Raw genomic sequence first — 21834 nt, forward strand, 5'->3', positions numbered from 1 at the left:
AACCAATAGTCGCCGTTACCCAAACAACGGATATGTACCCTCAACCGTGCTTCTTGTAACGACGAATCCGAATATCCGCCTGCTCCTTGTGCCCCGCAAACCCTTCCATCCCGCAAAGCCGCGAGCAGTATTCCCCTACCAACACCGAAGCCTCATCCGTCAGCACCCGCTGATACGTGCACGTCTTGATGAACTTGCCGACCCACAGCCCGCCGGTGTACCGCGCAGTCCCGGTGGTAGGCAATGTGTGGTTGGTCCCAATCACCTTGTCGCCATAGGAAACGTTGGTGCGCTCACCAAGGAACAACGCGCCGTAATTGGTCATGTGCTCCAGGAAATACAACGGATCGCGGGTCATCACCTGCACGTGCTCGGAGGCGATGCGATCGGCTTCCTGCACCAGCTCGTCGACGCTGTCGCACAGGATGATTTCGCCATAGTCGCGCCAGGCGACAGAAGCAACCGGTGCGGTGGACAGGATCGCCAACTGCCGCTCGATCTCCGCCGGCAGGGTTTGCGCCAACTCCGCACTGTTCGTCAAAAACACCGCAGGCGAATTAACCCCATGCTCCGCCTGCCCCAACAAATCGGCAGCGATGATTTCAACATCGCTGCTGTCATCAGCAATCACCAGTGTCTCTGTAGGCCCGGCAATCAAGTCGATACCAATCTTGCCGAACAACTGACGCTTGGCCTCGGCCACATACGCATTACCCGGCCCAACGATCATATCCACCGGCTTGAACGTATCGGTGCCCAACGCAAACGCAGCAATCGCCTGCACCCCGCCCACGCAATAGATCTCATCGGCACCCGCCAAATACATCGCCGTCACAATGGCCGGATGAGGCTTGCCATCAAACGGCGGCGCGGCCGCAACAACGCGCTTCACCCCGGCCACCTTGGCCGTCAGCACGCTCATATGCGCCGACGCCAGCAACGGGTACTTGCCGCCCGGAATGTAGCAAGCCACCGAGTTCACCGGAATATTGCGATGCCCAAGGATCACGCCAGGCAAGGTCTCGACTTCCACATCGTGCATCGAGGCTTTTTGCACCTCGGCGAAGCGCCGGACCTGGGCCTGGGCAAAGGTGATATCGCCGATTTCCTGCTCGGACAGGCTCGCCACGCAGGCGGCAATTTCTTCGTCGCTCAGCCGGAAAGATACAGGCGACCACTGATCAAACTGCTTCGAGTATTCACGTACGGCCGCATCGCCGTTACGGGCGACGTTGGCGATGATGCGCTCAACGGTATCGCGGACTTGGGCGGCAATCTCGGCTTGGGCTTCGACCGGTTTAGGCGTTTTCAGGTAACGAATCATCAGTGGCTCCAGGTGGCTCTTGAGGGCACGCGACATGCCCCCGGCATTGGCAACCATCTTTTCCTACCCCCCTGCCCCGGGCAATTTCGCAGCCTCCCTATTGGTGACGCAACCTGACGCAACACAGACGCAGTGTTGAAGCACTGCGGCGGGCTGCTGACGTTATTCGTATAACCCCCGATGAAAAACATGTAAGCCCCATTGACTTAGGGATTCGGAGTGATAGGTTAAATAAGCGGTTATACGTATAACCTAACAATCACACCCAACGTAAAGAGGTGATCAACCGTGAGTCGAGTCTTGTATCTATTCGGTGGCTGGCCCGGCCATTTCCCCTACGAAATTGCGGCATGGGCGCGCACCGTTTTCCAGGAACTGGATTTCGAGGTCGAAGAGTCCACCGACATCTTCACACTGGACAGGGACTTGACCGGTTATGACCTGATCGTGATCGGCTGGAACAACGCCGTCACCACCGAGACGCTCACCGCGTCCCAGGAAAACCGCCTGCTGGAAGCGATCGAAAGCGGCACCGGCCTGGTGGGTTGGCACGGCGCAGGCGCGGCGTTTCGCGCCAGCCTCAAATATCACTGGGTGCTCGGCGGCTCATTCCTCGAACACCCGATGGGTGAAGGCTTTCCCCACCCGTACCAGGTCAACGTCATCGACCACAGCCACGAGGTGACCCAGGGCGTCGAGGATTTCGAGGTACGGTCCGAGCAGTACTACATGCAGGTCGACCCGAACATTCATGTGCTGGCTGAAACCACCTTCGACGGCAACCCCTTCCCCTGGCTCAACGGCCATCGCAGCCCGGTGGCCTGGGTGCGCCAGTGGGGCCAGGGGCGGGTGTTCTATCACTCCATCGGGCACGACACCAGCAACCTCGCCGACCCGAATATCCGCCGCCTGACCAAGCAAGGCCTGAACTGGGCGACACGCGGGCGTGCAGCCAGTACCGCCGAGGCAACCCCCTCCGTTTCATCAACCCAAGGAGTCCTGTCATGACTAAATTGACCGGCAGCCAGATCGTGGCTCAAACCCTGAAAAACTATGGCGTCGAATACGTCGCCGGTATTCCCGGCCACGGTATCTGGACCCTGACCGACGCCTTCCTCGAAGAAGACTCCAAGCTCAAGTTCATCCAGGTGTTCCATGAGCAGAGCGCGGTGCACCTCGCCGACGGTTACTACCGGGTGAGCGGCAAGCCGATGGCGGCAGTGACGTCCATCGGTGCCGGCGCCGCCAACACGGTAATCGGCATGGCCACCGCGTTTACCGACTCCACCAGCCTGATGCTGATCACCGGCGGGCCACCCACCCACATGCGTGGCCATGGCTTGCTGCAGGAGCTGGAGCGCTACACCGACAACGACTTCCCGAAAATCGCCGAGGCCGTGACCAAGCGTCATTGGGTGGCGACCCGTGTTGAAGAGTTGCCGTTCATGATGCACCGCGCCTGGAGCGCAATGGTCACCGGACGCCCCGGGCCGGTGCACCTGGAAATCCCGATGGATGTGCAGGCCGAGGCCGCTGAAGTGACCCTGCATGCCCTCGAAGAGCGCACCCCGATCGGCAAATGCTTCCCGGACCCGGCAGCCACCGCACGCGCAGTGGAAGAGCTGAAACTGAGCAAGCGCCCGGTGCTGGTGATCGGCGGCGGCGTGATTACCGGCGAAGCCAGCGCAGAATTGTTCGCCCTGGCCGAAGCCTGGAAGATCCCGGTGGTCACCACTTGGAACGGCAAGAGCGGCTTCCCGGAAGATCACCCGTTGTTCGCCGGCAGTGTCGGCCAGACCGGCACCCTGTGCGGCAATAAAGTCGCGTCCACCGCAGACGTGATCATCGCCGTGGGCTGCCGTTTCACCGACTGGTCGTCGTCCAGCTACGCCAAGGGCGTGACCTTCGCGATCCCGCCGTCGAAGCTGATCCACATCGACATCGACCCGCATGAAATCGGCAAGAACTACCCGGTGACCGTGGGCATTTGTGCCGACGCCAAATACGCCCTCGCCGCCATTGTCGAAAGCCTGAAAGGCGAGACGGTTGAGCGCGAAGAGTACCTGAGCGACCTGCGCGGTTATCAGGAAGAATGGGAAACCAAACTGGCGGGCCGTCGTGACTCCGATCGCTTTCCGTTCACCTCGCAACGCCCCCTCGGCGCGCTGCGCAAAGTGTTCCCGCGGGACACCATCGTGGTGGTTGGCTCGGGCAACACCCAGGGCGCGGTCAAGCAGACTTTCCCGGTCTATACGCCACGTACCCACCTGACCTCCGGCGGCTTCTCGTCCATGGGCTGGGCCGTACCTGCGGCCATCGGTGCGAAGCTGGCGGCGCCTGACCAGCCGGTGGTGTGCATCCTCGGGGATGGCGATTTCCTGATGACCTCCCAGGAAATTGCGATCTGCGTGACCAACAATATCCCTGTGGTGTTCCTGATCCAGAACAACGCCGGCTACATGTCGATTCGCGGTGGCCAGCGCAAGCAGACCAGCCGCCATATCGGCACTGAATTCAACCACCCGGACGGCACGCCATACAGCCCGGACTTCAAGGCGGTGGGCGAAGCCTTCGGCCTCAAATCCTACCGTGTGGAGCGCCCGGAAGACCTTGAGCCTATCCTGCAGGAAGCGCTGGATTTGAATGTGCCGGTGCTGATCGAAGTACCCACCGACCGCGATGCGGCTGGCCCTTGGGTGCCCGGCTGGTGGGACTTCCCGATTCCGGAATACATCACCGACGAACGCCAGGATGAGTACTGGCAAATCCGTAATTCCGAACAACACCTGTAAATGCCGGAGCGGCTCACATGAGTGATGCATTGATTTCGCATCATGCAGAGCTGAATCCACAACCGGGGGCGCCGCGCGAACCGCGCGCCCTCGACGTGGTGACACCTGATGCAGATGGCACGATCAACTGTGACGTGGTGATTATCGGCTCGGGCATGGGCGGTTCGACCTTCGCCCATGCCCTGCGTGACAGCGGGCTGGATATTGTGATCGTCGAACGAGGGGATTTCCTGCCCCGGGAAATCCAGAACTGGAGCGCTGAAGCGGTGTTCGGCCAAGGACGCTATCGCAATGCCGAACCGTGGCTGGACCAGGCCAACCAAGCATTTTCGCCGGGGGTGTTTTATTACGTCGGCGGCAACACCAAATTCTACGGCGCCATGCTGCCACGGTTTCGCGAGGCGGACTTTGGCGAGATCCAGCATGCCGAGGGCGTGTCGCCTGCGTGGCCCGTCAGCTACGCCGAGTTTGAACCCTGGTACGCCGAAGCGGAAAAGCTCTACCGCGTGCATGGCCAGGCCGGCATTGACCCCAGCGAACCCTGGCGTTCAGGACCCTTCCCGCAACCGGCACTCAAGCACGACCCGGCCCTGGTTGCGCTGGAACAAAGCATGCAGCGTGCCGGACTCAAGCCGTTCGTGATGCCGGCGGCGGTGGACTATGGCGATGGCGGCGATTGCGTATTGTGCTCAACCTGCGATGGCTATCCGTGCCTGGTGGAGGCCAAGGCCGACGCTGAAGTTTCTGCGCTCAGGCCCGCCCTGCGCAGTGGCAGCATTCGGCTGATGACTCGCACCACGATCCGGCAGTTGAACACCGATAACGATGGCAAAACCGTGACTCAAGCGCGGGGTCTGTTCGATGGACGCGAGGTGACACTGCGTGCCAAACGCTTCGTGCTGGCGTGCGGCGCAGTCAACAGTGCGGCATTGCTGTTCAAGTCTGCGAACGCTCAACATCCTCATGGCCTGGGCAATAGCTCTGGGCAGTTGGGGCGTAACTACATGGTGCACAACTGCACCTTCATGCTGGCGGTGGACCCGCGACGCAAGAACAACGTGACCTTCCAGAAAACCCTGGCCATCAACGACTGGTACAGCGCCAGCCCGCACAACGCATTCCCCTTGGGTAACGTGCAGATGCTGGGGAAAATCCGCGAGCCGATGATCAGTGCCATGCGGCCCTGGCTGCCGAAATTCGCTTCACGCTATATCACTGACCACAGCGTAGACCTGTACCTGACCTCGGAAGATCTGCCGACCCAGGACAACCGCGTCACCTACGACACACAGCGCGGTGCGATCAAGGTTCACTGGACGCCGAACAACCTCAAGGCCCATGAAGGACTGGTGAGCAAGGCCACCCAAACCATGCGTGATGCAGGGTATCCGCTGATCCTCAAGGCGCGCATGGGCATCGCGACGAACTCCCACCAGTGCGGCACTGCCGTGATGGGCAAGGACCCAACCACCAGCGTGCTGGACCTGAACTGCAAGCTGCATGACATGGAGAATGTATGGGTGGTGGACAGCTCGTTCTTCCCGTCGTCGGCGGCGGTTAATCCGGCACTGACCATCGCGGCGAATGCCCTCAGAGTAGCGGCACACTTCAAGGGGCAGCCCGGGTAAAGGTGGGAGCTGGCTTGCCTGCGATGCAGTCGACTCGGTCTGTCAGTGGTATTGAGTCGATACCATCGCAGGCAAGCCAGCCCCTACAGCGATCCCTTACCAACGGGATCAGGCGTCTGCCTGCTGGATACTGCGGGTCGAGGTACGCACCACCAGCTTGGTGGCGAAAATCTTCTGCTCGGGCGCCAGCGGCGCATCAGCCGGGGCATTCAATTGCTCGGTCAGCATGCGTGCGGCGTACACGCCCTTCTCCACCATGGGTTGGGCAATGGTGGTCAAACCGAGTTGCACCGCCTCCGGAATATCGTCGAAGCCGATCACCGAAAGCGTCTGCGGGACTTGGCGACTGAGGGCGTGGGCGGTTTTCATGCAGGCAATCGCCATCACATCCGAGCACGCCACCACTGCCGTGACGTCGTTGGAGGTCAGCAATGTGAACGCTGCGGCCTGGCCGGACGTGGAATCCAGCCCACCGGCCTCGATCACGCTCAGGTCTTCAAACGCCAGGCCCGCGGCGGTGGCCGCCTCCACGTAACCGGTGAGGCGTTCGCGGACAATCCGCTCACTGGCACTTTTGAAGCGTTGCAGGTCAATCGGGCCGCGGTAACCATCCGGGTTGAGGCGGTCAATGATGACGCCGATCTTGCGGTGGCCCAGGTCCAGCAGATGCTGCATTTGCGTGCGAGCCGCACCGCGATCGTCGATGCCGACAAAAAACGAATTCTCGACCAGCGGCGAGTCGATCACCACGAACGGAATACTGTGCTTCACCACCGCCAGCACCGCCGGGTGATCATCGGGCAGGGTCGAGATAATCAGGCCATCCACTAGCCCGCGCAGGGCCAGGCTGCCGTGGCTCGCCGCCGGGCCCCGGCCTACCAGGCGGTTGTTGTTGAGCGGAAACAGTGTCAGTGCGACATTTTCCAACTCGCCCACTTCACTGATGCCGCGCAGCATGGCGATGGTGCACGGGTCGGCAAAGGCCAGGGACAACTTGTCCATCATCATCAACCCGATGGCGCCGATCTTGCCCGAGCGCAGGCTGCGGCCCAGCACATTGGGGCCCGGGTAGCCCAATGAAGCGGCCACCTCGAGGATATGCTCGCGCTGGGCCGGGGACAGTTTGGAAGGTCGGTTGTAGGCGTAAGACACCGCAGGCTGGGACACCCCTGCCGCCAGTGCTACGTCTTTCATTGAAACGGCCATCGCTTGCTTCCCAATCCTTTTGAAACCTCATGCGAGGTCATGAAAAAACAGGCGCTCAGTGTACCCGTTGAGGGGAAACCTTCGGAACCAGTCGTGTGGCACTGAACATGATTGCGACCATCAGCGAGGCAACCGCCAGCAGCGCCCAGGATAGATTCGTCGCGTGGGCGAACAAGCCGATCACCGCCGGGCCCATCAGGATACCCAGATAACCGAGGCTGGTGGCAGCGGCAATCGCCAGTTCCCCCGGCATGGTCTTTTGCGCGCCCGCCAGCGACAGGTACACCGGCGCGATGTTGGCCAAACCGATGCCGATGACCGCAAACCCCACCAGGTTCACCTGCCAGTTCGTCGCGAGCACCACCGTGAGAAAGCCCAGGATTACAATCAGGCCACCGCCCACCAGTACTAGCCGGGCGCCGAGCCTGAGCAGAATCCGGTCGCCACTCAAGCGCCCCAACGCCATCATCACGGCGAAGCAGGCGTAGCCCAGGCCTGCAATGGAAGGCTCGACATCACGCACCTGGGTCAGGAACACCGCGCTCCAGTCGAGAATCGCACCTTCGGCCAGGAACGCGAACAGGCACAGCATCCCCAGCACCAGGACTTTACGCGTGGGCCGCACAAAGATCGGGCTGCCCTCTTCGCCGCTGCGCCCGAGCATCTGGCGCCCGTAACTCAGGACAAACACAGCCAGTGCCGTCATCACCGCGCTGCTGGCCAGCAACGGCGTGGCGCCCAGCCAGAGCAGCGCGGTGATCCCCGCCGCACTGACAATCGTGCCCAGGCTGAACAAGCCATGAAAACCCGACATCAAGGACCGCCCGGTCGCACGCTCAACCATCACGCCCTGTACGTTCATCGTCACATCCACTGCGCCGCACCCTGCACCGAACACGGTCAGGGCAAACATCAAGCCCAAGAATGAATGTGTGGTCGCCAGCAGAGGCAGCGTCAGAAACACCAGGGCGATGCCGAAGTGCATGGTAAAGCGGCAACCTTTGCGGGCGTTCAGGATGCCCGCCAGCGGCATCATCACCAGTGAGCCGAGGCCCAGGCACAGCAACAGGACGCCCAATGCGCCGTCGTCCACCCCGGCCCGGCTGCGCGCATAGGGAACCAGCGGCGCCCAGGCGCCCATGCACAGGCCGGACAGCAGAAACGTCAAGCGGTAGGCCGACATATGCGGCGTGGAGCACGGCAATAACAACTCTTGAGACGACACGGAAACTCCAATACCTGGACAGCTGGAGTTATACGTATAACTTAAAACTCAAGCGCCAGCCACTGCCTTGTGACTGTTACATATTCTGGATTGATAAAGCATTGACAGCCTACAGGGTGCAGGTTTTACTTCCGCAAGGTTATTCGTATAACCCAAAATTGCATAACCACCCCACAAAAACAAAAGGGACCATGCAGCGTGATAAGCACTTTCCAGAAAACCCCGATCCCCCCGCGTATTCGCAAGGCACGTATCGCCACCTTTCTCGGCTTCATGATGATCGGCGCCATGATGTACATCTGGTCCACCGGTGTAAGCGTGTTCAGGACCCAGCTTGGCCTGACGGGAGAACTCGGGGACTCGAGTTTCGGCCTGATTGCCCTCGGGGTCGGTGTCGGTTCCGCAGCCGGTGCGCTGCTGGTCGGGCGGCTGCTGGACACCTTCGGCGCCAAGCCGGTAATTACCCTTGGCGCCCTCGCCTATCCCCTTTCGATTATCCCGCTGGGCTTCGTCAACGGTTTCTGGTTTGCGCTGTGTTTCGGCTCTGTGCTGGGGCTGTTGCGCGGCGCCCTGGATACCGCCTTGAATGCCCACGGCGTGCAGGTTGAACGGTTTTATCGACGCTCGATCATGTCCGGCTTCCATGCCTTCTATTCCCTGGGCGGCTTCCTGCTGGGCATGGCATGCAGTTGGCTGACCCGGTTCTACACCGACAGCGTGCTGGTGCCTTACACCCTACTGGGCCTGGCGATGTTCATTCTGGGCTGTGTGTTCAGCCGATGGTTGCTGGGCAAGCATGATGTGCCCGACGCCCAGCTCGACGACTGGCAAGCCGGCACCCAGTCCCGGGACGAAACCGGCAAGGGCCCTTCGGCCAAGACACTGCTGGTGATGATCGCTCTCGGCACCTTGCTGCTGGGCAGCATGATGGGCGAAAACGCAATTGCCGACTGGGGCCAGGAATACATTCGCCGGGAGTTCGCGACCACCACCTCGACCGCAGGCATGGCGGTCTCACTGTTCGTCGGTGCGTCATTCGTGGGGCGCCTTTTTGGCGACCGCCTGGCCGCTGCGTTCGGTAATGCGCAGGTGGTGTTTGGATGCGGTACGTTGTGCGTCCTCGGCATGATCACCACGATATTGGGCGGTACGGCCGTGACCGGCGTTGTCGGCTTCGCGCTGTTTGGCCTCGGCCTTTCGTGCATCGCACCGTTGATGATCTCCGCCGCCGGACGCCGGGACCCGGCACATGCCGGGCGCAATATCGGCATCGTCAACTGCATCGGATTTTCCGGGATGCTGGTGGGCCCCGCCGTCATCACCGTCATCGTCAGCAACTTCGGCCTGAGCAAGCTGATGTTCTTCCCGCTGGTGATGCTCGGTTTGCTCGCGACGTTCGGCCCACTGCTGATGCGCGCGCCGAAGAAAACCGTTGCCCGCGGCAAAGCGCAAACCGAGGTGTGAGGGAGGCACGCATCGTCACTGCACCGGCAGGAAATTCATCAGCAGCAAGCTTTGCGCGTAGTTGAGCCCGATGCGCCGGTAGCGTTCGTCGAGCATCTGGGTCAACAGGTCGAGGCGCGCGACGATCTTGCCGAACTCCACGGCAAAGCTGAGGTTGCTGCCCGCCTCCGAGATCTCGTTGGAGAACAGCAACAGCGAGCCATTGGCATCCTGGCGCTGACTGAGCAGCCAGGTGGCCTTCTCGATATTGCGCGCGGCATTGCTGACGAACTGCGGGTTGATCGAGTCCGTTATATAAAACTCGGTGCGCCCGCCGTGTGCCGTCACCAGCATGCTGCCGATCGCGTAGATGAAGGCGCCTACCCGGTCGCCGCGAAACTCCGGGCTCAGGGAATAGCTCAGCGCCGCCAGGTCGCGACGATCCCCCAGGGCAGGTAGCGGTTGGCGAAGTTCGATGGCCTGGCGGATTTGCCGGGCGGCGGTCACCGCGTCGGTGTAACCCGATTGACGCCACTGGTTGGGGTTGCGCAGGTAGAGCTTGCTCATCAGCAGATACAGGCTTTGCAGGTTGTCGCGCATGCTCAGGGTGGCCATGCGATCAACGCTGGTCTGGAAGAACTCGTCGGGCTTGCCGTTGCTGAACTGCGTGGCAATATCGCGCCCCTGCTGCTGGCTGCAACCATTGGCGCAAAGCATCAAAACGGCAGCCAGCCACAGCGGCTGACGCATCCATCGGGTGATAAAAACAGGTAACGTGCGATCCATCGGCACCAGGTCTGGGTCTGCTGTCCACGCCGGAAATTGGTGTGGTCGGGACAGAGATAGATCGGAAGAACGGGAAAAAGTGCAGTGAGGGCGGCAAACCAATAATTTTTCCAGAGGTGCATCCACTTTGATCCTTGGTACGTAGATTCAATACCCTCACCCGGAGGGCACAAGCACCAAGGAGATACATCATGCACGCCATCTACAAAAAAATTGCTGCCGTTGCCTGCTTTACGTTCCTCTCCGTCACCACATCCCTAAGTTTTGCCGCCGACACCGTAATGGTGGGCGGCGCGGCGATGTATCCGACGAAAACCATCGTCGAAAACGCAGTCAACTCAAAGGACCACACCACTCTGGTGGCGGCGGTCAAGGCAGCCGGACTGGTGGATACCCTTAACAGCAAAGGCCCGTTCACCGTATTCGCACCGACCAACGAAGCTTTCGCCAAGCTCCCCGCAGGCACCGTGGATACGCTTGTGAAACCTGAGCACAAAGCCGATCTCACAAAAATCCTGACCTATCACGTGGTGGCTGGCACTCATACCTCTGCACAACTGATGGCCGACGCCAAGAAGAACGGCGGTACCGTGATGTTGAAAACCGTGCAGGGTGAGTCGCTGACGATCAAGCTGCATGACGGCAAACTGTGGGTGGTGGATGCCAAGGGTGGCAAGGCCAGCATCAGCATTGCGGATGTGATGCAGTCCAATGGCGTGATTCATGTGGTTGATTCGGTGCTGATGCCGTAATCGTCGCTTGACACCGAAAAGCCCGACGCAGTGTGCGTCGGGCTGATTCGGATGCTTCAGTTGTCGGGGTGTTCACTCGCGACAGAATCAGCCGCATCCACATCCGACATATCCTCTTCCAGAGGGGCGTCATCGTCCGGCGGTAGAGGCGCTTCAGGTTGATCGCGCCGAGGATCATGCCCAGTTTCATTGTCTGTACCGCGCGTTACGCCTTGCTGGGATACATTCCCAGGGGCCTTCTCGTTAATTTCCATGCTGGCTCTCCGTTCTAGCGCGGGATGTCCGTGCTTGAACATGAGAAACGGTGCGGTGTCGCGAGTGCCGGACGATGGACGAACGGTGTGGATCAATTTCATAACGGCCCTAACGCTCCGAGAGACTCTATCCACCGCAGGATCGCGGGTTTCTCTGCTGGTTTTTCGCCAATGCAACACACCTCCGGGTCGGTGAGAGAACACCAGACAGACACCGGGTCTCCCACTCGCAAGCCATACGAAGCTTTACGAAGCGTCGTCGTTGACCAAGCGTCAACCGTCTCGTTGAGAGACTTGTGAAAGTGCTGCCCATTGACGCTATAGCTGAAGCTCATGAATTGGCGTCCGGCCCACGATGCCTCACGCCCGACGAAGGTTACGTAGCCAGGCACCACTTGCCCCGCGTCCATGGCACTCATGAGTTCTCTCCTGAAAACAGCCCGGAAACACGTTTGTTTTTTGTGCTTTTACACTGTTATAGCTCAGAGGCCCGCAGCGCGACAGGTCCTTGGTCGCCGCCTCCGTTGAGGCCTGAAACTGACTACCCTTTATATCTGACACACATTGACATATCGATAATTCTCGATATGATCGCGCCATGGACTTACTCGAAATATTCAAAGCCCTCTCAAACCAGACACGCCTCGAAATCCTGAAAGGTTTGAAAGACCCCGAAAAGAACTTCCCTGCACAAGATGAAGGGGACGTTCACACGGTGGGCGTGTGCGTCAGCAGTATTCAGGAAGGCATCGGGCTCTCGCAGTCGACGGTGTCCGGTTACCTGGCAACGCTGCAACGGGTGGGTCTGGTCGAGGTCAGGCGCATCGGCCAGTGGACTTACTACAAGCGCAATGAAGCCACCATCCGCAGGCTTGCCGAGATAATAGGGAAAGATTTGTAGTTTTTTTACCACAGAATATCGAGATTTCGCGATATCCCTTTTTGTCGAAACGAGGAAATGCAATGAAGGCGTTGATACTCAAGTCATTTGGCGGCCCGGAATCATTCGAACTTCGCGACGTTCCCAAGCCCGTTCCGCACACGGGGCAAGTCCTGGTCCGCGTACACGCAACCTCCATCAACCCGCTGGATTACCAGGTCCGACGTGGCGACTACGCTGACCTGGTGCCGCTACCGGCGATTACCGGGCATGACGTATCGGGGGTCGTTGAGGAAGTCGGGCCGGGGGTTACGTCCTTCGCGCCAGGCGACGAAGTCTGGTACACCCCGCAAATATTTGACGGACCCGGCAGCTATGCCGAATACCACGTGGCGGCCGAAGGCATTATCGGGAAGAAGCCCCCTGCCCTGAGTCACCTTGAAGCGGCAAGCCTGAGCCTGGTCGGCGGCACCGCCTGGGAAGCGCTGGTGGTGCGTGCAGCCCTCAGGGTGGGAGAAAGCATCCTGGTGCACGGCGGCGCGGGCGGCGTCGGCCATGTGGCGATCCAACTGGCGAAAGCCATTGGCGCCCAGGTGTTCACCACCGTACGCGACGTCAATGTCGAGTTCGCGCGAAGCCTGGGTGCGGACGTAATCATCGACTACGAAAAGGAAGATTACGTCGACGCCATCCTGCGGGAAACGGGTGGCCGTGGCGTTGATGTGGTGTTCGATACCATCGGCGGCACCACATTGTCCCGTAGCCCGGACGCGCTTGCGCAACTGGGTCGCGTGGTCACGATTGTGGACACGGCGCACCCCCAGAACCTCGTCCAGGCCTGGGGCAGGAACGCGAGTTATCACTTCGTTTTCACACGACAGAACCGCGGCAAGCTGGATGAAATGAGCGCACTGATCGCCAACGGTCAACTGCGGCCACACGTTGGCGCGGTCTATTCCCTTGCCGACATCCCGCTCGCCCATTCCCGCCTTGAAAGCCCCAACAACGGCATTCAAGGGAAAATCGCGATTGCCGTGTTTGCCGGCTTACAGGAGGATTGGCGCAACGGTGCTTGAGTTGATCGCACTGAACCACTTTTTTGGAGAGCACGGGTAAATGGCAGAACTGATGGAAATGCTCGACGGCCCAAGGACCGCACAGCAGGAACTGTTCTACGACCTCGAAGATGCGACGGCCGTTATCGCCTGGTCGGTCAATCAATTGGCCACTATCGCCGGGGTCGCCAAATCACCCGACGAAGCAGTCGCCCTGATGAAGATGGGTGCACTGCTCGCGGCTCAGCAGGAAAAGCTCAGCGGGTACGCGGATGAGGTGAAGGCCGGAAGGATTGTGCGAGGAGAGGATCACTCGTGATAAATACGCTACGCACCCAACAACCTTTCACATCCCTTTCACACTCGAGCGCTTATCGTCACTCCAGCTCCTAAGTGAACACCTTTAAGCCCGCACTCCCCATCGCGGGCTTTTCTTTGCCTGGAATTTGGTAAAAGGGATATCAAAACCTTCATCCAGTTTCATTTGTTGATGGCCTGGGCTGTCGCCTTAATGCTCCCACACGAACTCGTGCACAGGAGCAAAATATAATGAAAAAACGTCAACCGTTACTTCAGCTCAATACCTTGGCCGTGGCGCTGGCATTTGCCTTGCCGGCCATGAGCTATGCCAGCGATCAGTCCGACTCCAAGGGCTTTGTCGCCGACAGCAGCTTGAATATCCTCAACCGCAACCTGTTCTGGAACCAGAACGGCAACGGCGCCCACACCCGTGACTGGAGCCAGGCGCTGATGGCGACCTACAGCTCGGGCTTCACTCAAGGCACCATTGGCATCGGCATTGATGCGTTTGCCGACCTGGCGTTGCGCATCGACGGGGACACCGACCGCGCCGGTGGCCCGAACATACCGTCCGACGCCAATGGCAATCCGGATCATGGCTTCGCGAAGGCCGGTGGTGACGTCAAGTTCCGTATTTCCAATACCACGCTCAAGGTCGGCGACCTGCAGCCTACGTCGCCGGTGTTCGCCACCGCCGATAACTACCTGATGCCACAGACCGCAACAGGCTTCCAGATCGACAGCCATGAAATCACCGGCCTGAACCTGGAGGCCGGCCATTACACCTCCGGCACCGGTACCACCACCACCTCGCGCAGCGGCGACATTCTCGCCAGCTATGCGGGCGTGGAAGCGTCGTCGGCCAGCTTCGCGGGCGGCAAATACCAGTTCAGCAAGGAATTCACCGCGTCGCTGTACGGAGCACACCTGGAAGACGTGTGGAATCAGTACTACGTCAACCTGAACCTTGTTCATCCACTGACCGATGACCAATCCGTCGCGCTGGACTTCAACCTCTATCGCACACTGGACGACGGCAGCGCCAAGGCCGGGACCATCGACACCACCGCAGCCTCGCTGGCGGCTGCCTACACCCTGGGTGCACAGACCTTCACCCTGGCCGGGCAGAAAGTGCATGGTGACGAGCCGTTCGACTACGTCGGCTTTGGGGAGACCAATGCCGGCGTCGGTGCCGGGCGCTACGGCAACTCGATCAACCTGGCTGACTCGGTGCAATACTCCGACTTCAACGGCCCGGGCGAGCGGTCCTGGCAGATGCGCTATGACCTGGACATGGGAGCCTTTGGCGCCCCCGGCCTGAGCTTCATGGCCCGCCATATTCGCGGTGCTGGCATCGACGGTACGCATACCCCCGGCAATTCGGCCTACACCGGGTTCTATGGCGCCAACGACCAGGAACACGAAACCGACGCCGAAGTGAAATACGTCGTGCAGAGTGGCCCGGCCAAGAAGCTGTCCTTCCGCCTGAGGGAAGCCTGGCACGATGGTGATGCGTCCACCGGGGGGCATCTGGTGCAGACACGCCTGATTACCGAGTACCCGTTGAATATCTTCTAAACAGGCGGGAGTGCCCGGTTGATGGATCTACCGGGTACTCTGCGTAGCCAGGTATTGATCGGTAGGCGTTTTGATTCCACACACAAAAAAAGGCGCTACCAAGAGCGCCTTTTTTGTTACCGCTGACTTATTGCAAACTAACCTGACGCAGTTCGGGCTCTTTCCCGCTGCCAATCGTGATGCGCTTGGGCTTGGCCTCTTCAGGAACCACGCGCAGCAAGTCGATGCTTAACAGCCCGTTGTTCATCGAAGCACCGCGCACCTCGATATGATCTGCCAGCCGGAACGACAGCCGAAATGCTCGTTGCGCGATGCCCTGGTGCAGATAAGTGACTGCTTTCTCGGTTTCGCGCTTGTCGCCAACGACTGTCAAAACGCCCTTCTCGACCTGAATATCCAGATTCGCTTCAGTAAGCCCAGCGACAGCAATGACAATGCGATATTCGTCATCACCGTGCTTTTCCACATTGTGAGGCGGATAAGTGTTCGGAGCCTCGCTGCGAAGCGCCGACTCAAACAGGTCATTGAAGCGATCGAAGCCCACGGATTGACGGAACAAAGGGGCCAAGGAAAGGGTAGTAGCCATCTCAAAATCTCCTGATTAAATCCAAGTGATTAAGTGCGCGACCCGCATTCGGCGTCGCGTGATAAAAATTTATGTTCGCCGGGAAAATTTTCAAGAGGGCAGATAAAAATTTTTACATTTGAGTACCAGCCGGGAACGGCTTGCTCGGTTGGATAGACAGGCCGCCCTCAGGCTGCGATGCGTAGTCAGCCCACCTTTCTCTTGAGTGCTTGCCTGGGTCGGGTTCAGCAAGCGGTGGCTTCTTGGAACTCTCTGGCATGTTCGCCATTACTCGCGGCATGTCTTAAAATATCCGGTTGCCGAAGAACCGCCATGACATATCCATGAAGGGCTTCAATCCTTTACAAATAAGTGTGGTCAAGATGAACAAGCCTTTCATTTCGCTGTGCCCTGAAATTACGCGGGCGCACGCGCTGACGTTGGTGGATTGGTTAGAGGATGAACGCATCACCTGCTATCTGAGCGATTCGCGTCATGTCTCCCGCTCAATTGAGCAAGTCATTGATCGGACTCAGTTGCCGATCCTGACTCATCTATTCAACCAGGGCGGCAGATTCTTTATGGCCTATGACCGGCATGACGCCCCGGTGGGCTTTGTCCGTCTCATCAAGACCGGCTCAAATTGCGAGATTGTCCTGGTCATCGGAGACAGCGACAAATGGGGCCGGAACCTGGGCGCCAGCACGATCCGCGAAGGCATGAAACTGGCCTTCCTCGACATGCGGGCCGAGAAGCTCATCGCCAAGATTCACCCGGACAACTCGCGCTCGCTGAAAGCCTTTCTGCGCAGCGGCTTTATGCTGGAGAGCGAAACGCCGACATTGACGTCATTTTCCATGACGGCGGCAAGCTATTTCCAGTTCTTGCGCGAAGGCGCCGGTGGCGACTCCACCAGGATCTACATCACTGAAATCGACAAGGCCAGGCTCGAGGATCTGATCGCGTTCGAGCAAGGCCCGGCGGTTGTTGAACTCGAACATGAGCTTGAGCGGGCCATCGTCGTCAAGCCGCAGCAGGTGGCGTGCAATGTCATCACGATGAACTCCAGGGCCTTGCTGCAACTGGACGATGAAGAGTTCGAAGTGGCCTTGGTCTACCCTGAAGACGCGGACAGCAACGCAGCAAAGCATTCCGTGTATTCCGACATAGGCACCGCCATCCTTGGCTATCAGGAGGGAGACGCCATCGACTGGCGAATTGCTGACCGGACCCGCCGGATTGAGATCAAGAAAGTGCTTTACCAGCCGGAGGCTGCGGGCGACTTCCACCTGTAATTGCGCCTTTTCTCAGTAACGAATCACGCCAGTCAGCGCGCCCGGCTTGGGTGCCTGACTTCTCCGGCGTGAACTGATAACCGAGACGGTTATCGGCGCGGGGGGTGAGATCGTGAAACCTACCCGCTGACGCCCACTTTTTGCAGAGTTGCGGAAACTGCCTGAAATGATACGGAAACGATTAGAGGTGTATTCCTGAACCCCAGAAACGCAAAAGCCCCGCAATAGCGGGGCTCTTGAGTAAATCTTGGCGGGAAACCAGGGATTCGAACCCTGGAGACGCTATTAACGTCCGCCGGTTTTCAAGACCGGTGCATTCAACCACTCTGCCAATTTCCCTTGTGCAACACAGGATTAGCGTAGCTCATCCTGCCTCAGCGGGCGCCATAATACCCGAATGAAACACACTGTCAAACTCTCGCCATAGCTTGTTACAGAGCGTCTGTTATGATCCTTGCGACTGAATGTTTCAAAACTGAAGGAGTGTCGCCATGCGCGAACAAAATTACGCAGTGAATGGAAACGCGCAGGCTGAGCAGCTAGAAGTTAGCCGCGTCCTGCGCAATACGTACGGCTTGCTCGCTCTCACCCTCGCGTTCAGCGGCGTGATGGCCTTCGTAGCCCAGCAAATGCGCGTCGGCTACCCGAATATCTTCGTCGTGCTGATCGGCTTCTACGGTCTGTTCTTCCTGACCAACAAGCTGCGCGACTCGGCCTGGGGCCTGGTGTCGGCGTTTGCCCTGACCGGTTTCATGGGCTTTATCCTCGGCCCGATCCTTAACCGTTACCTCGGCATGGCCGGCGGCGCGGAAGTGGTCAGCTCGGCATTTGCCATGACTGCCCTGGTATTTGGCGGCCTGTCGGCCTACGTGCTGATCTCCCGCAAGGACATGAGCTTCCTGGGTGGTTTCATCACCGCCGGTTTCTTCGTGTTGCTGGCTGCGGTACTGGCAGGCATGTTCTTCCAGATCAGCGGCCTGCAACTGGCGATCAGCGCAGGTTTCGTGCTGTTCTCCTCGGCCTGCATCCTGTTCCAGACCAGCGCAATCATCCAGGGTGGCGAGCGTAACTACATCATGGCCACCATCAGCCTGTATGTATCGATCTACAACCTGTTTATCAGCCTGTTGCAGATCTTCGGCATCATGGGCCGCGACGACTGATCGCAGCCGCATGCAAAAAGCCCGCTTCGGCGGGCTTTTTGTTGCCTGCGGCTTTATCATTGCCACAGGTTTTGCCTTCAGAGTGTTCCATGAAGTTCGCGATTGCGCTTTTTTCCGCCGCCCATGCGCCCTCCTCGCGCCGTGCCTTGCTGTTCGCCCAGGCGGCGCTGGCGGGTGGGCATGAGATTGTGCGGCTGTTTTTTTATCAGGATGGCGTCTACAGCGCGTCCACTAACATTGTTGCGCCGCAGGATGAGCAGGATATCGCCCGTCAGTGGCGCGAGTTTGTCAGCGAGCATCAGCTCGATGGCGTGGTGTGCATCGCCGCGGCCCTGCGCCGTGGCGTGCTGAATGCCGAAGAGGCCACCCGTTATCAGCGCAGCGCGGTGAACCTGGACGCGCCTTGGGCATTGTCCGGGCTTGGGCAGTTGCATGACGCCGCCCAGTCCGCTGACCGCTTGATCTGCTTCGGAGGGCCGTGACATGTCGAAATCCTTGCTGGTGATCAGCCGACAGGCGCCGTGGTCCGGCCCCAGCGCCCGTGAAGCGCTGGATATCGTATTGGCTGGCGGCGCGTTTGATTTGCCGATTGGCCTGTTGTTTCTGGATGACGGCGTGTTTCAACTGGCCGCGAGCCAGGACGCCAGGGCCGTGCAACAGAAAGACCTGAGCGCCAACCTCCAGGCCCTGGAATTATTTGGCGTCGAAGAGGTGTTTGCCTGCAGCCATAGCCTCGCCGTGCGCGGGCTGGCCACCTCCGGCAACGCACAGCCGCTGAGCAGTGAACAAATTTCACAGATGATTGACCGTTACGACCAGGTGATTACCCTCTGATGTCGACCTTGCATGTGGTATCCCACTCGCCTTTTACCGACAGCCGGCTGGACAGCTGCCTGCGCCTCTGTGGCACCCAGGATGCGATCCTGCTGTGCGGCGACGGCGCCTACGCCCTGCAACCCGCCAGCGCGCCTTGCCAGGCCCTGCAGGCCAGGGGCGTGAAAGTGTTTGTACTGGCCGAAGACAGCCAGGCGCGTAACCTCGCCGTGCCTGAATGGGCCGGCAGTGTCGATTACCCGGCGTTCGTCCAGCTGTCGATCGACTATGACAAGGTCAACACCTGGCTATGAACACTTTGACCGTAGGTGAACGCACCCTCGAACTGGACAAGGACGGCTACCTCGTCGACCTGACCGAGTGGTCCAGCGACGTGGCCAACGCCCTCGCCACTACCGAAGCGCTGGAGCTGACCCCGGAACACTGGGAAATCCTCGAACTGCTGCGCGGCTTTTACGACGAATTCCAGCTGTCGCCCGCCACCCGCCCGCTGATCAAGTACACCGCCTTGAAGCTGGGCCCGGAAAAGGGCAACAGCCTGCACCTCAACCGACTGTTCAAAGGCACTCCCGCCAAACTCGCCGCCAAGCTGGCGGGCCTGCCCAGGCCGACGAATTGCTTATGACTGATTTTGCCCCGTTGATCACTGAAACCCCTGCCGAGCACCCGTTCGCGCCGTTCGTGCGCATCCTCGGCAAAGGCAAGCGCGGCGCCCGCAACCTCACCCGTGAGGAAGCCCGGGAAGCCATGGGCATGTTGCTGGACGAGAAGGTCGAAGACACCCAGCTCGGCGCCTTCCTCATGCTGCTGCGGCACAAGGAAGAAAGCCCGGAGGAACTCGCCGGTTTCACCGAAGCCGTGCGCGAGCGCCTGAATGCACCGTCGCTCAATGTGGATGTCGACTGGCCGACCTACGCCGGTAAAAAACGCCACCTGCCGTGGTACCTGCTGGCAGCCAAGTGCCTGGCACAGAACGGCGTGCGTATCCTGATGCACGGCGGCGGCGCGCATACGGCAGGCCGGCTCTACACCGAGCAGTTGCTGGATGGCTTGCAGATTCCGTTGTGCCGCAATTGGCAACAGGTGGAAGCGGCCCTTGAACAGGGCAACCTGGCGTTTATTCCCCTGGGGGACTGGGCGCCGCAACTGCAGCGCATGATCGACCTGCGCAACACCCTGGGCCTGCGCTCGCCGATCCATTCACTGGCGCGCATCCTCAACCCGTTGAGTGCCCGCTGCGGCCTGCAAAGCATCTTCCACCCGGGCTACCAGGGCGTACACCGCGATGCCAGCGGCTTGCTTGGCGACAACAGCATCGTGGTCAAGGGCGACGGCGGCGAGATCGAGATCAACCCGGACACCATCAGCCACCTGTACGGCACTACCGGCGGCGAAAGCTGGGATGAAGAGTGGCCCGCCCTCTCCGCCCAGCGCCACGTCAAGCCTGCGGCCCTGGAGCCCGAGCATTTGAAGGCGCTATGGCGCGGTGAGGTGCAGGACAGCTACCCGCAACTGGCACTGATCGCCACCATGGCCCTGGCCTTGCGCGGCCTCGGCCACCCGCGGGAACAGGCGTTCGAACTGGCCCAACAGTACTGGGATGCCCGGGACAAATCGATTTAGTCGATCATTAACCCCCAGCCTTTGCGCTTTTTGTTCGAACTCAGACCTTTAGACTGCACTCCAACGCTTATTAGCCAAGGAGTCAGTCATGGGTTTGCTGATCGAAGGACGCTGGCATGACCAGTGGTACGAAAGTAGCGCAGACGGCGCCTTCCAACGGGAGCAGGCGCAACGCCGCAACTGGGTGACCGCCGATGGTGAACCCGGCCCGACCGGCGAAGGCGGTTTCGCGGCTGAAGCCGGTCGTTACCATTTATACGTATCCCTCGCCTGCCCCTGGGCGCACCGCACATTGATCCTGCGCAAGCTCAAAGGCTTGGAAAGCCTGATCGACGTGTCGGTGGTCAGTTGGCTGATGCTGGAAAACGGCTGGACCTTCGACAAGGCCCATGGCTCCAGCGGCGACAAGCTTGACGACTTTACCTTCATGCACCAACGCTACACCGCCGACACCGCCAGCTACACCGGGCGGGTCACAGTGCCGGTGTTGTGGGACAAGAAGCTCAAGCGGATTGTCAGCAATGAGTCGGCGGAGATTATTCGCATGTTCAACAGTGCGTTTAATGAACTGACCGGCAATCAACTGGATTTCTATCCCGAAGCCCAGCGCTCGACCATTGATGCACTGAACGATCGAATCTATCCCGCCGTGAACAACGGTGTGTACCGCGCAGGCTTTGCCACGTCACAAAAGGCTTATGAGGCCGCATTTGATGATGTGTTTGCCGAACTGGATCACCTTGAGCAGCACTTGGGTGAGCATCGTTACCTGGCGGGAGAATACCTGACTGAAGCCGATGTAAGGCTTTTCACCACGGCGATTCGGTTTGATGCGGTGTACTACAGCCACTTCAAATGCAACCTGCGGCGAATTGCGGATTATCCGAACCTGTCGAACTGGCTAAGGGAGTTGTATCAGTGGCCGGGGATTGCCGAGACGGTGGATTTTGCTCACATCAAGGGGCATTACTACGCCAGTCACCGCACGATTAATCCGACGGGGATTGTGCCGAAGGGGCCGTTGCAGACGTTTGAGGCGGAGCATGACCGGGAGCGGTTGAGCGGGAAAGGGATTTGGAGTTGATCCAAGCCCTGTAGGAGCAAGCTTGCTCGCGAAGGTCGTCAACGATA

Annotated in this window: 23 protein-coding genes and 1 tRNA gene; 17 read left to right on the forward strand and 7 right to left on the reverse strand. The window is 59.6% G+C overall.

What is annotated here, in order from left to right:
* Positions 1–40 precede the first annotated feature (40 nt).
* A complete protein-coding gene (gene hisD, locus HX873_RS06030) occupies positions 41–1324 on the reverse strand; it encodes a histidinol dehydrogenase (protein ID WP_008431521.1) in 1284 nt (427 codons plus the stop codon).
* A 288-nt stretch (positions 1325–1612) separates the two neighbouring features.
* Between hisD and HX873_RS06035 the strand changes: the two genes are divergently transcribed.
* From HX873_RS06035 to HX873_RS06045, 3 genes are read left to right on the forward strand one after another with little or no spacing between them, the layout of a single operon-like run.
* Positions 1613–2332: a ThuA domain-containing protein gene (locus HX873_RS06035; protein ID WP_032898774.1), complete on the forward strand. Its 720-nt coding sequence runs from the start codon at positions 1613–1615 to the stop codon at positions 2330–2332.
* Positions 2329–4116 (forward strand): thiamine pyrophosphate-binding protein, encoded by a 1788-nt coding sequence (locus HX873_RS06040; protein WP_102604522.1) that lies wholly within the window; start codon positions 2329–2331, stop codon positions 4114–4116. Before HX873_RS06035 ends, HX873_RS06040 begins: the two co-directional genes overlap by 4 nt.
* A gap of 17 nt (positions 4117–4133) precedes the next feature.
* Complete coding sequence (locus HX873_RS06045; protein WP_177122475.1) at positions 4134–5744, forward strand: GMC oxidoreductase; 1611 nt, start codon at positions 4134–4136, stop codon at positions 5742–5744.
* A gap of 108 nt (positions 5745–5852) precedes the next feature.
* On the opposite strand, the gene HX873_RS06050 is transcribed toward HX873_RS06045, so the two are convergent.
* The gene (locus HX873_RS06050; protein ID WP_008431528.1) at positions 5853–6950 is read right to left on the reverse strand and encodes a LacI family DNA-binding transcriptional regulator; all 1098 of its coding nucleotides are present in this window, start codon (positions 6948–6950) and stop codon (positions 5853–5855) included.
* A gap of 55 nt (positions 6951–7005) precedes the next feature.
* Positions 7006–8133 carry an MFS transporter gene (locus HX873_RS06055; protein WP_177122482.1) on the reverse strand — a complete coding sequence of 376 codons (1128 nt, stop codon included), beginning with the start codon at positions 8131–8133 and terminating at the stop codon, positions 7006–7008.
* A gap of 243 nt (positions 8134–8376) precedes the next feature.
* Between HX873_RS06055 and HX873_RS06060 the strand changes: the two genes are divergently transcribed.
* Complete coding sequence (locus HX873_RS06060) at positions 8377–9639, forward strand: MFS transporter (RefSeq protein ID WP_177048463.1); 1263 nt, start codon at positions 8377–8379, stop codon at positions 9637–9639.
* Between the two features lie 15 nt (positions 9640–9654).
* Here HX873_RS06060 and HX873_RS06065 read toward each other — a convergent pair whose 3' ends face one another.
* Positions 9655–10404, reverse strand: a complete 750-nt coding sequence (locus HX873_RS06065) for a hypothetical protein (RefSeq protein WP_032898777.1) — start codon at positions 10402–10404, stop codon at positions 9655–9657.
* A gap of 191 nt (positions 10405–10595) precedes the next feature.
* On the opposite strand from HX873_RS06065, the gene HX873_RS06070 reads away from it, so the two are divergent.
* Positions 10596–11156, forward strand: a complete 561-nt coding sequence (locus HX873_RS06070; RefSeq protein WP_087693043.1) for a fasciclin domain-containing protein — start codon at positions 10596–10598, stop codon at positions 11154–11156.
* Positions 11157–11212: 56 nt separating this feature from the next.
* Here the strand turns inward: HX873_RS06070 and HX873_RS06075 are convergent, their stop codons facing one another.
* A complete protein-coding gene (locus HX873_RS06075; protein ID WP_023658951.1) occupies positions 11213–11410 on the reverse strand; it encodes a hypothetical protein in 198 nt (65 codons plus the stop codon).
* 598 nt (positions 11411–12008) lie between these two features.
* Between HX873_RS06075 and HX873_RS06080 the strand changes: the two genes are divergently transcribed.
* The 4 genes from HX873_RS06080 to HX873_RS06095 all read left to right on the forward strand — a co-directional run bounded on the left by HX873_RS06080 (position 12009) and on the right by HX873_RS06095 (position 15223).
* A complete protein-coding gene (locus HX873_RS06080) occupies positions 12009–12311 on the forward strand; it encodes a helix-turn-helix transcriptional regulator (RefSeq protein WP_003219649.1) in 303 nt (100 codons plus the stop codon).
* 62 nt (positions 12312–12373) lie between these two features.
* Complete coding sequence (locus HX873_RS06085; RefSeq protein ID WP_087693044.1) at positions 12374–13366, forward strand: zinc-dependent alcohol dehydrogenase family protein; 993 nt, start codon at positions 12374–12376, stop codon at positions 13364–13366.
* Positions 13367–13406: 40 nt separating this feature from the next.
* Entirely contained in the window at positions 13407–13664 is a 258-nt protein-coding gene (locus tag HX873_RS06090; protein ID WP_003219645.1) for a hypothetical protein, read from the forward strand.
* Positions 13665–13894: 230 nt separating this feature from the next.
* The gene (locus HX873_RS06095; RefSeq protein WP_003219643.1) at positions 13895–15223 is read left to right on the forward strand and encodes an OprD family porin; all 1329 of its coding nucleotides are present in this window, start codon (positions 13895–13897) and stop codon (positions 15221–15223) included.
* Between the two features lie 127 nt (positions 15224–15350).
* Here HX873_RS06095 and HX873_RS06100 read toward each other — a convergent pair whose 3' ends face one another.
* The gene (locus HX873_RS06100; protein WP_177122476.1) at positions 15351–15809 is read right to left on the reverse strand and encodes an Hsp20 family protein; all 459 of its coding nucleotides are present in this window, start codon (positions 15807–15809) and stop codon (positions 15351–15353) included.
* A gap of 362 nt (positions 15810–16171) precedes the next feature.
* On the opposite strand from HX873_RS06100, the gene HX873_RS06105 reads away from it, so the two are divergent.
* On the forward strand, positions 16172–17083 hold the full coding sequence (locus HX873_RS06105) for a bifunctional GNAT family N-acetyltransferase/nucleoside diphosphate kinase regulator (protein ID WP_008431545.1): 912 nt from the start codon (positions 16172–16174) through the stop codon (positions 17081–17083).
* A gap of 248 nt (positions 17084–17331) precedes the next feature.
* Here the strand turns inward: HX873_RS06105 and HX873_RS06110 are convergent.
* Positions 17332–17422, reverse strand: a tRNA-Ser gene (locus HX873_RS06110).
* A gap of 152 nt (positions 17423–17574) precedes the next feature.
* On the opposite strand from HX873_RS06110, the gene HX873_RS06115 reads away from it, so the two are divergent.
* The 7 genes from HX873_RS06115 to HX873_RS06145 all read left to right on the forward strand — a co-directional run bounded on the left by HX873_RS06115 (position 17575) and on the right by HX873_RS06145 (position 21787).
* Entirely contained in the window at positions 17575–18246 is a 672-nt protein-coding gene (locus HX873_RS06115; RefSeq protein WP_003219636.1) for a Bax inhibitor-1/YccA family protein, read from the forward strand.
* 89 nt (positions 18247–18335) lie between these two features.
* Complete coding sequence (tusD, locus tag HX873_RS06120) at positions 18336–18728, forward strand: sulfurtransferase complex subunit TusD (protein WP_003219632.1); 393 nt, start codon at positions 18336–18338, stop codon at positions 18726–18728.
* Between the two features lies 1 nt (position 18729).
* On the forward strand, positions 18730–19080 hold the full coding sequence (tusC, locus tag HX873_RS06125) for a sulfurtransferase complex subunit TusC (protein WP_087693046.1): 351 nt from the start codon (positions 18730–18732) through the stop codon (positions 19078–19080).
* The gene (gene tusB, locus HX873_RS06130) at positions 19080–19373 is read left to right on the forward strand and encodes a sulfurtransferase complex subunit TusB (protein WP_003219628.1); all 294 of its coding nucleotides are present in this window, start codon (positions 19080–19082) and stop codon (positions 19371–19373) included. Before tusC ends, tusB begins: the two co-directional genes overlap by 1 nt.
* On the forward strand, positions 19370–19705 hold the full coding sequence (locus HX873_RS06135) for a TusE/DsrC/DsvC family sulfur relay protein (protein ID WP_087693047.1): 336 nt from the start codon (positions 19370–19372) through the stop codon (positions 19703–19705). Before tusB ends, HX873_RS06135 begins: the two co-directional genes overlap by 4 nt.
* The gene (locus HX873_RS06140) at positions 19702–20703 is read left to right on the forward strand and encodes a glycosyl transferase family protein (RefSeq protein ID WP_087693048.1); all 1002 of its coding nucleotides are present in this window, start codon (positions 19702–19704) and stop codon (positions 20701–20703) included. Before HX873_RS06135 ends, HX873_RS06140 begins: the two co-directional genes overlap by 4 nt.
* Before the next feature lie 88 nt (positions 20704–20791).
* Entirely contained in the window at positions 20792–21787 is a 996-nt protein-coding gene (locus tag HX873_RS06145) for a glutathione S-transferase family protein (protein WP_177080931.1), read from the forward strand.
* The last annotated feature ends 47 nt before the right edge of the window (positions 21788–21834 follow it).

It is taken from the genome of Pseudomonas sp. P7758 (genome assembly GCF_013386485.1).
Classification (GTDB): Bacteria; Pseudomonadota; Gammaproteobacteria; order Pseudomonadales; family Pseudomonadaceae; genus Aquipseudomonas.